The organism is Methylobacterium sp. WL103 (genome assembly GCF_008039885.1).
Classification (GTDB): Bacteria; Pseudomonadota; Alphaproteobacteria; order Rhizobiales; family Beijerinckiaceae; genus Methylobacterium; species Methylobacterium cerastii.
The window spans coordinates 24,419-38,336 of record NZ_VRUX01000003.1; the positions used below are offsets into that span (position 1 = coordinate 24,419).

The 13,918-nt window shown below is 67.1% G+C and carries 18 protein-coding genes; 9 read left to right on the plus strand and 9 right to left on the minus strand.

The genetic code is table 11. From position 1 onward, the window contains the following. Positions 1 to 14 precede the first annotated feature (14 nt). A complete protein-coding gene (locus FV222_RS00520; protein WP_246685252.1) occupies positions 15 to 1,139 on the plus strand; it encodes a major royal jelly family protein in 1,125 nt (374 codons plus the stop codon). Between the two features lie 84 nt (positions 1,140 to 1,223). After that, on the plus strand, positions 1,224 to 1,649 hold the full coding sequence (locus FV222_RS00525; RefSeq protein WP_147812601.1) for a cupin domain-containing protein: 426 nt from the start codon (positions 1,224 to 1,226) through the stop codon (positions 1,647 to 1,649). A 351-nt stretch (positions 1,650 to 2,000) separates the two neighbouring features. Here the strand turns inward: FV222_RS00525 and FV222_RS00530 are convergent, their stop codons facing one another. Together FV222_RS00530 and FV222_RS00535 are read right to left on the minus strand one after the other, a co-directional pair. Continuing rightward, a complete protein-coding gene (locus FV222_RS00530) occupies positions 2,001 to 2,213 on the minus strand; it encodes a 4-oxalocrotonate tautomerase family protein (protein ID WP_147812602.1) in 213 nt (70 codons plus the stop codon). Positions 2,214 to 2,274: 61 nt separating this feature from the next. Next, positions 2,275 to 3,045, minus strand: a complete 771-nt coding sequence (locus FV222_RS00535) for an SDR family oxidoreductase (protein ID WP_147752591.1) — start codon at positions 3,043 to 3,045, stop codon at positions 2,275 to 2,277. A 102-nt stretch (positions 3,046 to 3,147) separates the two neighbouring features. On the opposite strand from FV222_RS00535, the gene FV222_RS00540 reads away from it, so the two are divergent. Next, a complete protein-coding gene (locus FV222_RS00540) occupies positions 3,148 to 3,597 on the plus strand; it encodes a helix-turn-helix domain-containing protein (RefSeq protein WP_147812603.1) in 450 nt (149 codons plus the stop codon). Between the two features lie 187 nt (positions 3,598 to 3,784). On the opposite strand, the gene FV222_RS00545 is transcribed toward FV222_RS00540, so the two are convergent. From FV222_RS00545 to FV222_RS00565, 5 genes are all read right to left on the minus strand, one after another. Then, positions 3,785 to 4,267: a VOC family protein gene (locus FV222_RS00545; protein ID WP_147752593.1), complete on the minus strand. Its 483-nt coding sequence runs from the start codon at positions 4,265 to 4,267 to the stop codon at positions 3,785 to 3,787. Positions 4,268 to 4,298: 31 nt separating this feature from the next. Beyond that, entirely contained in the window at positions 4,299 to 5,129 is an 831-nt protein-coding gene (locus FV222_RS00550) for a DUF3658 domain-containing protein (RefSeq protein WP_147752594.1), read from the minus strand. 32 nt (positions 5,130 to 5,161) lie between these two features. Next, a complete protein-coding gene (locus tag FV222_RS00555; protein WP_147812604.1) occupies positions 5,162 to 5,479 on the minus strand; it encodes a hypothetical protein in 318 nt (105 codons plus the stop codon). 94 nt (positions 5,480 to 5,573) lie between these two features. After that, positions 5,574 to 6,491, minus strand: coding sequence for an alpha/beta hydrolase (locus FV222_RS00560; RefSeq protein ID WP_147752599.1), 918 nt, complete (start codon positions 6,489 to 6,491; stop codon positions 5,574 to 5,576). Then, positions 6,491 to 7,264 (minus strand): hypothetical protein, encoded by a 774-nt coding sequence (locus FV222_RS00565; RefSeq protein WP_147812605.1) that lies wholly within the window; start codon positions 7,262 to 7,264, stop codon positions 6,491 to 6,493. The genes FV222_RS00560 and FV222_RS00565 overlap by 1 nt, the downstream gene beginning before the upstream one ends. A 108-nt stretch (positions 7,265 to 7,372) precedes the next feature. On the opposite strand from FV222_RS00565, the gene FV222_RS00570 reads away from it, so the two are divergent. From FV222_RS00570 to FV222_RS00585, 4 genes are all read left to right on the plus strand, one after another. Further along, entirely contained in the window at positions 7,373 to 8,104 is a 732-nt protein-coding gene (locus FV222_RS00570; RefSeq protein WP_147812606.1) for a response regulator, read from the plus strand. Beyond that, complete coding sequence (locus tag FV222_RS00575; RefSeq protein WP_147763751.1) at positions 8,104 to 9,477, plus strand: ATP-binding protein; 1,374 nt, start codon at positions 8,104 to 8,106, stop codon at positions 9,475 to 9,477. The genes FV222_RS00570 and FV222_RS00575 overlap by 1 nt, the downstream gene beginning before the upstream one ends. 127 nt (positions 9,478 to 9,604) lie before the next feature. Then, a complete protein-coding gene (locus tag FV222_RS00580) occupies positions 9,605 to 9,868 on the plus strand; it encodes a hypothetical protein (RefSeq protein WP_147753415.1) in 264 nt (87 codons plus the stop codon). A gap of 63 nt (positions 9,869 to 9,931) precedes the next feature. Beyond that, entirely contained in the window at positions 9,932 to 10,237 is a 306-nt protein-coding gene (locus tag FV222_RS00585; protein WP_147812607.1) for a hypothetical protein, read from the plus strand. Between the two features lie 18 nt (positions 10,238 to 10,255). On the opposite strand, the gene FV222_RS00590 is transcribed toward FV222_RS00585, so the two are convergent. Then, positions 10,256 to 11,179 (minus strand): LysR family transcriptional regulator, encoded by a 924-nt coding sequence (locus tag FV222_RS00590; RefSeq protein WP_147753417.1) that lies wholly within the window; start codon positions 11,177 to 11,179, stop codon positions 10,256 to 10,258. 98 nt (positions 11,180 to 11,277) lie between these two features. Between FV222_RS00590 and FV222_RS00595 the strand changes: the two genes are divergently transcribed. Then, positions 11,278 to 12,138 carry an NAD(P)H-binding protein gene (locus FV222_RS00595; RefSeq protein WP_147753418.1) on the plus strand — a complete coding sequence of 287 codons (861 nt, stop codon included), beginning with the start codon at positions 11,278 to 11,280 and terminating at the stop codon, positions 12,136 to 12,138. Between the two features lie 37 nt (positions 12,139 to 12,175). Continuing rightward, positions 12,176 to 12,949, plus strand: coding sequence for an SDR family NAD(P)-dependent oxidoreductase (locus FV222_RS00600; RefSeq protein WP_147812608.1), 774 nt, complete (start codon positions 12,176 to 12,178; stop codon positions 12,947 to 12,949). Between the two features lie 82 nt (positions 12,950 to 13,031). Here the strand turns inward: FV222_RS00600 and FV222_RS00605 are convergent. Continuing rightward, positions 13,032 to 13,918 (minus strand): IS66 family transposase (locus tag FV222_RS00605; protein WP_147812609.1); only part of this gene is annotated, 887 nt, incomplete at its 5' end.

The following is a 13,918-nucleotide window of genomic DNA, read 5'->3' on the forward strand; positions in this document are numbered from 1 at the left end:
TCGGGAAACGCATCATGACCGTCCCTCGTCGTAACATCGTCGCGAGCCTTACCCTGTGTTTCCTGGCGGGAGCATTCTCACTGCCCGGCTCCACTCGTTCGTTTGCGGAAGAGTATCCCCGCCTCGTCACGGCGATGACCCTCGACACACCATCGACCGGGGTTAGCATCGCCCCCGATGGGCGCCGTTTCCTCGTGCTCGCGCGGCTCGACGGCTCGGCTGGTCCGCAGATCGTGGAGTGGAAGGACGGCATCCTCGTCCCATATCCGGACGTGACGTGGAACGGCTGGGCGAAGGGCCAGGACCCGTCCAAGGCCTTCGTGCGCGTCAACGCCCAGCGTATCGGGCCCGACGGGGCCCTGTGGCTGGTCGATACCGGCGCCCCCGGCATCGGAAACCCCGTCCTGCCCGGCGGCCCGAAGCTCATCCGCATCGACCTCGCGACGAACCAAACCACACGCGTCTATCTGCTGGGCCCGGTGACGAAGGCGGACAGCTTCGTCGACGATGTCCGCTTCAACGGCGGCCATGCCTATCTCACCGATGCCGGCGCGCCCGGTCTGATCGTACTGGACCTTGCATTGGGCCAGGCACGACGCGTCCTAGACGGCGATCCATCGACCGTGAGCGACCGAGCGGTCTCGGCCGAAGGGCGTCCGATGCACGGCCCGGATGGTAAGCCGCTCCACATTCACGCCGACCAGATCGAGGTCTCCCCCGACGGGCGATGGGTCTACTACCAGCCGAGCTCGGGCCGGATGTCGCGCATCGATACCCGCTATCTCGATGATACGGACTTGGATGCGGCGAGCCTCGCCACCCATGTCGAGCGCTTCGCCGATACGCCTTCGACCGGCGGGACCGCCATCGATGCCGAGGGCAACATCTACGTCAGCGACACCGACCAACTCTCCGTGCTGAGGCTCACGCCCAACGGAACCCGCACAACAGTGGTGCGGGACCCTCGCCTCGTCTGGGTCGATGCGATGTGGATCGACGCTGACGGGCGTTTGTGGATGCCGGCGGCGCAACTGAATCGAATGGCCCCTTTCAACGGCGGCGCTGACCGGGTGGCGAAGCCATTGAGGGTATTCACCCTCGACATCGGTGCAAAGCCTGCCCCCAACGACCATCGCTGATCCGAGGCAGCGACCGGGGTTGGCCAGCGCTGTTATGAGGTGGGTGCCGAACCGCGCCCCAACGATCATCGCTCAGGAGCGAACATGTCGGACTCGACAAAGACCGGACGTTTCGACCTCGCGGCTATCGCGGCCGCGCTCCCCGAGACTGCGCAGACGCTTCTCGTCGACACTTATCTGACCGACCGCGAGGCGGCGAGCGCTCGGGTTTTCCGCGTCTATCGCCCCACGCCGCCGCATTACCACGCTACCTGCGACGAGTACCTCTACGTGCTGTCGGGGCGCGGCACATTCTGGATGGGTGATGCCGGAAGGGAGGCAGAGTTCGGGCCGGGAGAACTCCTATTTTTCGAACGTGGTACCGTTCACGCCCTGCCGACACTCATGGAGGAACCTGTGGTTTTCCTCTCGGTCGATACGCCGCGTCGCCCACCTTCCGATATCGTCTTCGTCGATCCCGCCGACGGGTCGCCCGAGACCTTCATGGCCCGCAATGCACCAACGCGATGAGCGTCATCTCTTACCCGCCGAGCGGCTTCAGGCGCGCAATCTGATAAACACTATGTAGTCTTAATCGAAAGCTCGTTGAAATCTGTGGTCATATGTTAAGTGGATTTTGAGCGGTCTTCGAGGTTATGTCCGCTTGATACATCCACCGTCTGGAAGCGGACTGATGGAAATCCACCCAATCATATCGTAAGAGAATTTGTGCATCCTCGGAAGCAGCCGTAGAAAATGTGTCTTATAAGACGGGAGGCTGGCCGACGAATTATATTGATCTTATACATAAAGTGATTTTGTAATAGTTTCACTAATGTCGATTTTAGGGGGCCGCCAATCCTGTCGGCGGCCCACCTGCGATCAGTCCTTCGCGCGATATGCATCCGGTATGACGAACACTTCATCAGCTCGGGCGTAGCCGCCATCCTTGACCTCTTCGATCAAGACCATGGTATGTGTTCGAACCGCTTCGCTGAAGTAATCGACGAACAAGCTGGTCACCTTATGGACGATCTCTTCCTTCTGTGTGCGGCTGAGCGCCGCCTCCGGGACCTTGATGTTAGCAAACGGCATCAGCCTTCTCCACGGTGGGTGAGTTGAACGGCGGCGTAGCAGGCGTGCTGGCCCAACAGCCTCAGCGCTGATTCTCGCGTGCCTTGCGGGCGGCATCGTTCAAGGTCGTCACAGCCTCGTCGAAGCGGTGCTCGGCTTCGGCGTTGCGCTGGAAGGCGACGCGCTGCACGAGGATCTCACGCGGGGTCCGCTGCTGCTGGAACAGAGCCATTACCTCATCGATGAAGTCGGCCAGCGGCAGGTAGCCTTCGCGGGTGGCCTGGCCGGGTGTTAGATCGGTCTGAACCGCCGGGGGTACCAGTTCGATCACTTCGATCCTGTCCTTCAGGACCTCTCTTAGCGATACAGTGTAGCTATGAATGGCTGCCTTCGTCGCCGAGTAGGTCGGTGTCGCCGTCAGGGGAACGAAGGCCAGTCCGGAGGACACGTTGATCAGTGCCGCACCGGGGCGGCCGAGCAGATGCTCGATCAGGGCGTCCGTCAGCCGGATAGGGCCGAGCAGGTTGGCGGTGATCGTCGCTTCTGCGTCTGAGAGGTCGCGCGCCTGATCCAGCGCCTCGAAGCGCATAATCCCGGCGTTGTTGATCACCACGTTCAGGGCCGGGTGCTCGGCCACGACCCGCTGCGCGAACCCGGCGATGTCTCCGGCATCCGCGATGTCGAGCGGCATCGCGTGCATGCCCGGGCGGCCGCTGGTGACCCGTTCCAGTGCCTCCACGCGGCGACCGACGACGATGACGGTGTTGCCTAGATCGTGAAAGCGATGTGCAAGAGCCTCCCCGATCCCGGAGCCGCCTCCGGTGATGAGGATGGTGTTGCCTGAGAAGTTCATGACGGCGACCTTCGTTGTTGTCGCCGAAGAAATTATCGATCACGCTCTCCAGACTGAAGTAGGCACCGAAAAGATTGGTACTTACCGAAAGGAGAGCGTCGGATGCGTAGGGCTACCCCAGACCCCATGATCGAGGCACGACGGAGGGGGCCGATCCCGAAGGACGTCGATCCGACGATCGAGGTGCTGGTGAACGACATCATCGCCAAGGTGGCCGACAAGTGGACTATGCTGATCCTTGAGGCTCTAGACGAGCATGGCACCCTACGGTTCACGCAACTCGGCAAGGCGGTGGGTCGAATCAGCCAAAAGATGCTGACGCAGACGGTTCGGCAGATGGAGCGGGATGGTCTTGTGCGACGTACCGTGCATCCGGTGATCCCGCCGCACGTGGATTACACGCTGACGCCACTCGGCGAGAGCTTGGGAGCGGCGTTCTGTGGTGTGTGGATCTGGGCTGAGACCCACCACGCAGAGATCGAGCGCTCCCGTCGGTCGTTTGCAGCGGCGGGTGAAGCGTCCGATGTGTCCGCATGCATCGAAACACCGTGATGGCCGAGAGCTGTTATAAGCTTTTGCAGACCCTGACCCTTCTCTGGAGGCGGACCTGCCGCATCCGACCCAATGCGGATGCCTATCAGCCCTCAAAGGGATCTCGGAACTCGGAAGCGGACATGGATTTGGCTCAGGACCGACCATGCGGTGCCTTAACGAAGACCAAAACGGCTCGACCTATATCCTAAGTCAAAGTCGCGTGGCGCCCCGCGGGCGGCGGCTGCATGAATTCGATGGTGGAACCGTCCGGACCGACGGCATAGACCACCCGCGTTCCGGCCCGTTCGCCTGTGGGGATCGGCTGCGGTATGCCCTGGGCCTTCCAGCCATGGCCCACAATGCGGGACAAGACCGCGTCGAGATCGTCGACGATCAGGGCAAGATGTGCAGAGCCCGGATCGAACGGCGCGGGCGCCGCCGCAGGTGGGCTCGTTCCCCGATACTCAAGCAGTTCGACAGCTTGCCCCCCGAGCGACACCACTGCCATGCGCACCCGCGCGCCGTGGGCACCCGTGACCTGCCCCAGGAACTCGCCGCCCATGTCGCCGGTCCGCAACAGACGTGCGCCCAACCCCTCCACCCAGAAGCGGAGCGCCTCGTCGAGGGAGGCGACGGCGAACCCCACGTGGTCGGCGCGGCGGACGTTGAGGCTTGAGGTATCGATCATTCCTATCATCCTATCGAGGGCACCGACTTGATCAGCCCGGGATCCTGTCCGGATGCGGACGAATGGCCGGAAGGCGAACCTCGTAGTCGCGCATCCCTGGCCCGGCGCCCCTGACGTCGAGGGCACCCTCGGCGCCGAGTGCCAGCACGCGGCCGAACAGGACAACGTCGCCGACGCCCTGGCCCGGTGGGTCGACCTCGAAGGACAGGTGATGCAACGCCCGCCCGATTAACCCGGCGACGATCTCCCATTCCGGCCTGCCCTGCGCGACGAGGGCGGCATCGAAGTGCGTCAACGGCGCCGACACCAGGCATCCGTCCCGCACGATGCGGAGCGGCGCATTCTCGGCCCGCAACCGTGCCCATGTCGCTGACGCCGCGTGGGCCTCGGCTTCTGAGTAGGGGCGTCGTCTCTCCCTCAGGCCGGAGGTGACGATGTCCTCGGGCCGCATCAGGCCGAGAGACCACGGCGATCGCACGCCGTCCCGGGTGACGAAGTCCAGACCGGTCGCATCGACGATGTCGAACGGACGCACGGCCATGCGGAAGGCGAACTCCAGGAAGCAGGCGTGCTCCCCGGCGTCGGTCAGACAGACCCAATAAACCGGATACACGTCGGCCGTGGTCGCTTCGGCCCAAGGCTCCTCGGGCTCGCGCCAGTCATCGTCGGGAGCGCACCGCAGGACGGTTCTGACCCACGCCTGGCGCGTGTCCGGGTCCGGCGGATCGATGGGGCCATGGCTCAGGGTAGCGGGAAGCGCGACCACGCGTTCCGTACACCCTTCCATACGAAGGGCGTCGCGGATCGCATCCGCCCTGGAGATGCCGTAAGCCACGTGAACGGTCTCGATCGCGCAGGTCATCCCAGGTCCTCCGTCATCATCGACCGGCATGCTCAAGGCTTCAGTTCGGGACAGAGGCGGTAGCCTTCGGCTGCACTGTTCGTCAGGTCGGTGAAGGCCGTTGGACCGTCGACGCGAACGGTCGAACGCTCGGTCGCCCGGGGGAGATCCGGTCCGCCGTATTGCCGGCAGGACTGCTCGATCTCGAACACGTTTCCTTGCCGGGACACGACGCGGGGCCGGCAGTCGTTCGACTTGGAACTGCCGATGCCTGCGCCGTCGTAAGTCCGCAGGGCGACGCTCGGGGGATCCTTGCAGTCCGTGCCGACCGTCACGTAGGCCCCGTGGCGGAGCGGCAAGGTGTCGGCCATCGCCGGCCCGGCGAGCAGGGCCAGGACGCATGCGGATACGGGTCGCGATCGCGTCGGGTTCACGGTCTTTCCCATGATCGGTGGTCGTCGGATGTCAGGCCGGAGCGCCGACCGTTCGCAGCCAGGCCTCGTACCTGCCCGGCCATTGCGCGCTCGGCGTGCCTGGCCGGCCCATCCCGAAGCCGTGGCCGCCGCTGACGAGCGTATGCGCCTCCACGCGGACACCGGCGCGTTCGCACGCCTGCACCATGATCCGGCTGTTCGCGATGTCGGAGATCGGATCGTCCGCCGCCTGAGTCAGGAAGACCGGCGGACAACGGGACCGGACATGGGTCTCGACCGACCATTCCGCGCTCTCGCTCGGCGTCGGGTGGCGACCGACCAGTTGGACGCGCGTCGAGGTGTGGTCGTAGGGCGGTTCCAAAGTGATGATCGGGTAGATCAGGGCCGCGGCGGACGGGCGTGCGGGCAGGTCGTCAGCTGCATCGATCGGGCGATACGATGCGAAGGCCGATCGCGTTGCGGCGAGACCCACCAGGTGGCCACCGGCCGAGAAGCCCAGGATGCCGATCCGATCCGGATCGACGCCGTACGCCCCGGCCCGCGACCGGATCAGGCGCAGGGCGCGCTGCGCGTCCTGCAGCGGGGCCAATGGTCCGTCGGCCCAGCCCTCCCGGGGCAGGCGGTAGCTCAGAACGAACGCCGTGATGCCCCGCGCGGCGAGCCAGCGGGCGGCCGGACGCGCTTCCTTCTCCATCTCGATGCGCTTGTAGCCGCCACCGGCGGCGACCAGCATCGCCGTGCCGGTCGGCCGGGAAGGCACGAACACCTCCAGGCCGGGAACGGCGATGTTGCTGACCGCCCCCTTCCCGTCGACCTCGGGCGACCCGTCGGGTCCGCCCCCACCCGGAGGTTCGCCGGGCCACAGCCGAAGGGACGCGGTTCCGGCGGTGGCTCGGCCCGCCGCGAGCACGGCGGCGGTGCCGAGAACCAGCGAGCGTCGGTCGATGATCATGGCCGTGCCGTCCCGGAGGTTTGAGGAGGCTCGGTCGATACGGCACGCGGGCTACCGAACAGGTGGTGCAAATAGCCGAAGTAGACCGGTTGTTTCTGCCGAAGCTCCTCACGTGTGAAGGGCTCGCGCGCCAGCCGACCGTGCAGGTAAACGCTCGCGGTCATCGCGAAGAACTCGCCCGGGTTCTTCAGGACATAGGCGCCCGCCGAGTAGAACCCGCCCTCCCTGGCCCGCCCGTAATAGGTCAGGATGTCCGCGTTCCGATTCCCGCCTGGCAGCATCCGGAAGTGGTAGATGTGCATGTACTCGTGTAGCAGGATCGGTCGGTCGTCGTTCGGGTCTGCAACTGCGATGGTGACGCGGTCGCCGCCGCTGTAGTGGCCGCCAACGTTGGCGCCGGTCTGCACCACCACCGGGAAGCGCCGAAGAAAGGCCTTGGTGCGCGCATCGAGCCCGGTGGCCTCGACGAGGTCGACCTGGTGTTCGGCCGCTCGACGCAACTGGTCGAGCTCCGCGTTCGGGACATCCGGACCGATCTCGATCAGATAGCCACGATAGGTCTCGCTCCCATCACCGGATCGGGACGTCGCGGCCGCGACCTGTCGCGGTGCGGCGTCGACCGTGCCGCCGTGGACGGCCATCGTCCCCGCCAGGGCGAGCGCGGTCACGACATGCCAGAGCGGGGATGCCAGTTGGGCTGGAGCCATGCGTCCGTCGCCTCGTTTCGTCGGGGCCCATCCGAGGGCCTCCGTTGCGATGCCGGTGACCATCGCGGCCGGACCGATCCAGGATGTGACGAGATGCGCGTGCCGTGTAACGTTTTGTGACAGCGACCGGTTTCGCGTTGCGGCCCGGTCGGGGCGGCCTATCCTCGTGACATGCCCGACAGCATCACCATCGCCATCGTCGAGGACGACGACGACATCCGCATCCAACTCACGGGCTATCTGGAGGGCGAGGGGTTCCGCGTCGTCGGCGTCGACGGAGGCGCAGGTCTCGACCGACTTCTCGCGGCCGGACCCGCCCCGGACCTGATCGTCCTCGATTGGATGCTGCCCGGCGAGGACGGCCTCTCGATCTGCCGGCGCCTGCGTGCTGCGAGCGGGCCGCCCATCGTGATGCTGACCGCCAAGGACGAGGACATCGACCGGGTGCTCGGCCTGGAGATGGGAGCCGACGACTACGTCTCGAAGCCGTTCAACCCGCGTGTCCTGCTGGCCCGCATCCGCGCGGTCCTGCGACGGTCACAGGGGACTGGCGCCCCGGCGTCCGAGGACGCCGCCGAGATGCTCGGCGTCGTCGATCTCGTCATCGACCTCGCGGCACGCCGGGTGACGGTCGGCGAGGCACGGACCGAGATCCCCCTCACCAGCGCCGAGTACGACCTGCTGCACTGCTTCGTCACCCGGCCGCAGCGGGTGCTCTCGCGCGACCAACTCCTGGACTGGACGCGCGGCCGGACGGCTGACGCCTTCGACCGCACCATCGATGTGCAGGTGAGCCGCCTGCGGCACAAGCTCGATGCCTCGGGCAGCGCCGCGGCGGCGCTGCTCAAGACGGTGCGCAACGCCGGCTACATCCTGGCGGCGCCGGTGGGACGGGCATCGTGATGGCGCAGATCAGCCTGCTTGGCCGGATCATGCTGATCCTGCTCGGCGCGCTCTCGCTGCTCGTCCTCGCCACCTTCGCGGTGGACAAATGGCAGCGGCACGAGGAGGCCTCGCCCTACGCCACGCGCTTCCCCCGCCTCGATCAGGCCGCCGGCATCATGACCCTGCTGCGGGACGCGGACCCCGCGCAACGCCCGGCGATCCTAAATGCAGTGAACGGGGAAGCCCTGAGGGCCGAGATCACGGACGCACCTCCGTCCGAGACCGGACTAATCCGCGAGCCGCGCCTCGAAGCGCGCCTGCGGCGGTTGACAGGGGACGCGAATGGCCAGGTTCGGGCCTTCACCGATGTCGACATGCTGCGCAGGGGCGTCGATCCGGCGGAAGTCGCCAACGCCGACAATCGGAAAGTGATGGGCCGTCTGGCGACCGCCACTTACGCCCTGCCCGACGGCCGGACGGTCGTCGTCTCCGCCATCGAGCGTCACCACTCGCTGATGCCGTGGCTGCTCGGCCAGCCCCTGAGCCTGTGGGTCGCGGTGCTCGGGCTCGTCGTGGCCGGCCTCGTCCTCGTCGGCGCACGTCACGAACTCGCGCCGTTGCGGCGGCTGACCGAGGCGGTCTCCCGCTTCGACGGTCGTGCCCCCGAGCCGGCCCTCGTTCCGCAAGGCGCCCCCGAGATCCGCTGTCTGTCCCAGGCCGTCCAGGCCATGCAGGAGCGCATCGTCGGCCTCATGGGCGAGCGCTCATTGCTGATCGGCGCGATCTCGCACGACCTGAAAACGTACCTGACCCGCCTGCGGCTACGCGCCGAGGGCGTGGCCGAACCGGAGCGCCGGGAGCGACTGGTCGAGGACCTCGACGCGATGACCGCCCTGCTCGACACCTCGCTCGGCTTCGCCCGCGGCACCGCCGTCGAGGTCGGCCGCGCACCCGTCGATCTCGGCGACCTCGTGGCCATCGAGGTCGCCGAGCACGCCGCGCAGGGCGTGAACATCGGCTTGACCGGCGAGGACATACCGGACGCCGTCGTCGCCGGCGACGTGGTTGCCCTGCGCAGGGTGCTCGCCAATCTCATCGGCAACGCCGTCAAATTCGGGCGCTCCTCGGTGGCGGTCGCGGTACGGCGCACGGGTCCGGATTGCGAGGTGGCGGTCGAGGACGACGGCCCCGGCATTCCCGAATCGGAGCGTTCCGCGGTGTTCAGCCCGTACTACCGGATCGAGCGCTCCCGGAACCGCGGGACCGGCGGGACGGGGCTGGGGCTGGCCATCGCCCGGCAGATCGCCGAGGCGCATGGCGGTACCGTCGTGGCCGAGGCGACCGCGCTCGGCGGCGCCCGGCTCGTCCTGACGCTGCCCGCCATCGCCTGACCACCCAGGCCGTCGTTACAAATCGTTACGCCGACGCATCCGCCCGTCACATCCGGGAAGAAGCCCGGGACGATCCTGCCCTCATCGGTCGCGGCGCCGAGCCCCGACGAGAGCAGAGGATGCAACGATGCTGAAGTATCTCGCCCCGGTCGCCTTACTGGCCGCCATCACGGTCCCGGTCACCGCCGCGCCCCTGATCCAGGATGCCGTCTCCAACGGGTCGGATGGTGCCGAGATCATCCAAGTCTACGGCGGCTGCGGACCCTACGCCCATCGCGGCCCCTACGGCGGCTGCCGAACCGGTGGTCAGGCCGGTGGCTACGTTCGTGGCGCCTCCTGCCCGGCTGGCTTCCACATCGGGCCCTACGGGCGCCGCTGCTGGCCGAACTGAGCCGTCCAAACCCTTTCCCTTTCCCCACATCCGGTCGCGTGCCGGATACTTCAGGAGCGAGACATGTTCCGCAGGATCGTCGTACCCCTTGCCCTCGCCGCGGGGCTTGTCACGGCCGGCTCGGCGGCCGAGGCCCGTGACGGCTGCGGTCCCGGCTTCCACCGTGGCTTCTACGGCTGGTGCCGTCCGAACCTCGGCTTCCGTCCGCTCGCCTACGGCCCCGTGTACCGTCGCTTCGGCCATCACGGGTGGGGCAGCCGCCGATGGCACTACAGCTACCACTACAGCTGGCATCGTCGCTTCGGTTGGCACGGCGGCGGCCATCGCTGGGGCGGGTTCCGTCATGCGGGTTCGCACCATCGCTGGTGATGCGTCTGCATAGGTCGGTCAGTGAGATATCTCTGCCGACCTGGCCGTCTCGCCGATGAAGGCCAGGAACGCCTGGACCTTGGCGGAGGTGTGCCGCCGGGTCGGGACGTAGGCGTGGAGCGGGAAGCGTTCCCCCGTCCACGCCTCCAGGAGCGGCACCAGGCGACCGTCTTCGATGTAGTCCTTGGCGTACAGCTCCAACGGCTGCGCGATGCCGAGGCCGGACAAGCAGGCCCCGAGCAGCGTCCCGGTATCGTTCACCGTCAACCGACCGCTGCCCCGGACTGCCACGCGCTCCGTGCCGCGGTGGAATTCCCAATCGAAGGGATGTCCGGTGGCGGGGTTCCTGAACTGGATGACGGTATGATCCCCGCCGTCCAGGTCCGAGGGGTGATCGGGTCGGCCATGACGGGCGATATAGTCGGGCGTCGCGCAAGTAAGCACCCGCGTCCGCAAAAGCAGCCGAGCGATCAGCGCAGACGGCTCGGGCTCGCCGAACCGGACGGCGACATCGAAGCCTTCCGCGACGAGGTCGCCCATGCGGTCCCGGACCACCACCTCGACGGAGAGGTCCGGAAATCGCTGCAGGAAATCGCCGAGCCTTCGGGCCAGCACGAAGTGCCCAAAGGCGGCATCGGTGTTGATCCGCAGTTGCCCGCGCACGGCTCGCGCCGATCCCGCGGCCCGGGTGGCGGCATCCTCCAGGCCGTCGAGCAGTGGGCGGACCTCCTCGTAGAAACGGCGGCCCTCGTCGGTCAGGGTCACGGCCCTGGCGGTGCGGTGGAACAGGCGGATGCCGAGACGCCCCTCCAGTCGGGATACCGCCCGGCTAACGCCCGATTGCGACAGGCCGAGCGCCTCGCCGGCCCGGGAAAAGGCCCCGGCCTCGACGATGGCGGCGAGGACGCCGATCCCGCTGAGCACCCGTGCATCGTAGGCCATGATGACGTTTTAGCATCCTCAAGCTGAGGAGAATGCGTTCGCCTCAACACAGCTCGGATGTCAATCCTTTAGCATCGGCGAAGTGTGGAGTGACAGTCATGTACGCGATCACGGGTATCACGGGTCAGGTTGGCGGGGCGGCTGCGAGCAGGCTTCTCGAAGTCGGTGCGCGGGTCCGCGCAATCGTCCGTGATGTTGCGAAGGGTGACCCGTGGGCGGAGCGCGGCTGCGAGGTCGCATTGGCCGAGATGACCGATGCGGACGCCCTGGCGAGCGCGTTCGCTGACGTCGATGCAGTGTTCGTCGTGATCCCGCCGATATTCGACCCGGAGCCGGGTTTTCCCGAGGTTCGAGGTGTCATCGCTGCCCTGAGCCAAGCCCTAACGCAGGCGCGGCCTCGCCGGGTGGTGTGCCTGTCCACCATCGGCGCCCAGGCTGCAGAGCCGAACCTCCTCAGCCAGCTCGGGCTGGTGGAGCGGTCGCTCGCCATGCTCCCGCTGCCGGTCGCGTTTCTCCGCGCGGCCTGGTTCATGGAGAACGCCGCGGGCGACGTCGCTTCCGCGCGCACGGGTCTGATCCCGAGCTACCTACAGCCGCTCGACAAGCCCTTGCCGATGGTCGCGGTGGCCGACATCGGTCGCGTCGCCGCCGAGATGCTTCGAGAGCGGTGGGTCGGTCGCCGCGTGGTCGAACTGGAAGGTCCGGTTCGCGTCCGTCCAAACGAGGTCGCGGCAGCCTTCGCCGCAGCGCTTGGGCATCCCGTGCGCATGGAGGCGGTCCCGCGCGCAGCATGGGAGGCCACGTTCCGGTCGGCGGGTGCCCGCAATCCCGGGCCCAGGGCGCGCATGATCGACGGCTTCAACGCCGGCTGGATCGAGTTCGAGGCCGGCCAAGCCGGTTCGACGAAGGGAGCCACCGGCATCGACGCCGTCGTCCGCCAACTCGTGGCCCGAGCCTGAACGCCAACGTCGGAAACACCCGCAAGTCGAAGGCACCATGGCACGCATCTTCATAACCGGGTCGTCGACCGGGCTGGGCCTCATGGCCGGCCAGCTGATGATCGAGCAGGGGCACGAGGTCGTGCTGCATGGGCGAGACGCGCGCCGGTCGGACACCGCCTTGAGGGAGGCATCGGGCGCCGTCGGGATAGTGACGGGTGACCTGTCCTTGATGCGCGGGATCAGGGAGGTGGCCGAGCAGGTCAATCGCCTGGGCCGCTTCGATGCCGTGATCCACAATGCCGGTGTCGGCTACCGCGAACCCCGACGGATAGACACCGAGGACGGGCTGCCACACGTGTTCGCGGTCAAGACGATGGCGCCCTACCTCCTGACCGTTCTGATTGAGCGTCCCGAGCGACTGGTCTACCTGAGTTCCGGCCTTCATCACGGCGCCGGGGCCGACCTCGACGACCTGCTCTGGAGGAGGCGTCGCTGGCAGGGGTTGGCGGCCTATGCCGAGAGCAAGCTCCACGACGTGTTGTTGGCCTTCGCAGTTGCCCGCCTATGGCCGGACGTGCTGTCGAACGCGCTGGAGCCAGGTTGGGTGGCGACGCGAATGGGCGGCGCAGGCGCTTCCGACGACCTTGCCCAAGGACACCTCACGCAGGCGTGGCTCGCCACGGGCGACGACGCTCTCGCGCGCTCGACAGGCCGGTACTTTTATCATCGAGCTACACGAGAGCCCGATCCGGTGACCGCGATCGAAGCGACCCAGGACGCTCTCCTGATCGCGTGCGAGCGCGTTTCCGGCGTCACCTTCCCGCGTTGAGCACTGCGCCGAGCCAACCGGCTCGGCTCATAGAGGGATGCTCAGTGGCGGAACCTTGCTCGGTTCTTTGTAAGCGCTGTTTTCAGGCCACGGCTTTGAGGGCTGGCATGGCTGGGTAGGCCCATGGCAGCAGGTCGTCGAGACGGCGCTGCGGGTGGCCCTCGACGATGCGGGTGACGACGTCGGTGAGGTAGGCGTGCGGCTCGACGCCGACGAGCTTGCAGGTTTCGATCAGCGAGGCGATCACCGCCCAGTGCTCGCCGCCGCCGTCCGAGCCGGCGAACAGGGCATTCTTGCGGTTCAGCGCCAGGGGCCGGATCGCGCGCTCGACGACGTTTGAATCGATCTCGACCCGGCCGTCGTCGAGGAACAGGCTCAAGCCGGCCCAGCGCGAGAGGGCGTAGCGGATCGCATCGGCGAGCTTGCTCTTGCGGCTGACCAGGCCGAGCTTCTCGCGCAGCCACGGCTCCAGCGCCTCGATCACCGGCCGGCTGCGCTCCTGGCGCGCGGCACGCCGCTCGTCGGCCGGGCGAGCGCGGATCTCGGCTTCGATCCGATAGAGCGCGGCGATGCGTGCCAGCGCCTCCGTGGCGACCGGCGAGGCGGCAGCGAGTTCGTAGAACTGGCGACGGACATGGCTCCAGCAATAGGCCAGCCGGATCGCGCCGCCCTTGGCCAGCACCTCGTAGGCCGCATAGCCATCGACCTGCAGCACGCCTTCGAACGCGGCCAGATGCGCGATCGGTCGGCTCGCAGTGCGGTCGGGGGCGTAGACGTAGGCGACACCGGGTGGATCGGATCCGCCCCAGGGCCGATCGTCGCGGGCGTAGGCCCAAAGCTGACCGGTCTTGGTGCGCCCGCGCCCGGGATCGAGCACGGGCGCCGTGGTCTCGTCGGCAAACAGCTTGCCCGAGCGCTTCAGCGTCTCCAGCAACCGCTCGTGCACCGGCCGAAGCAGGAAGGCGGCGC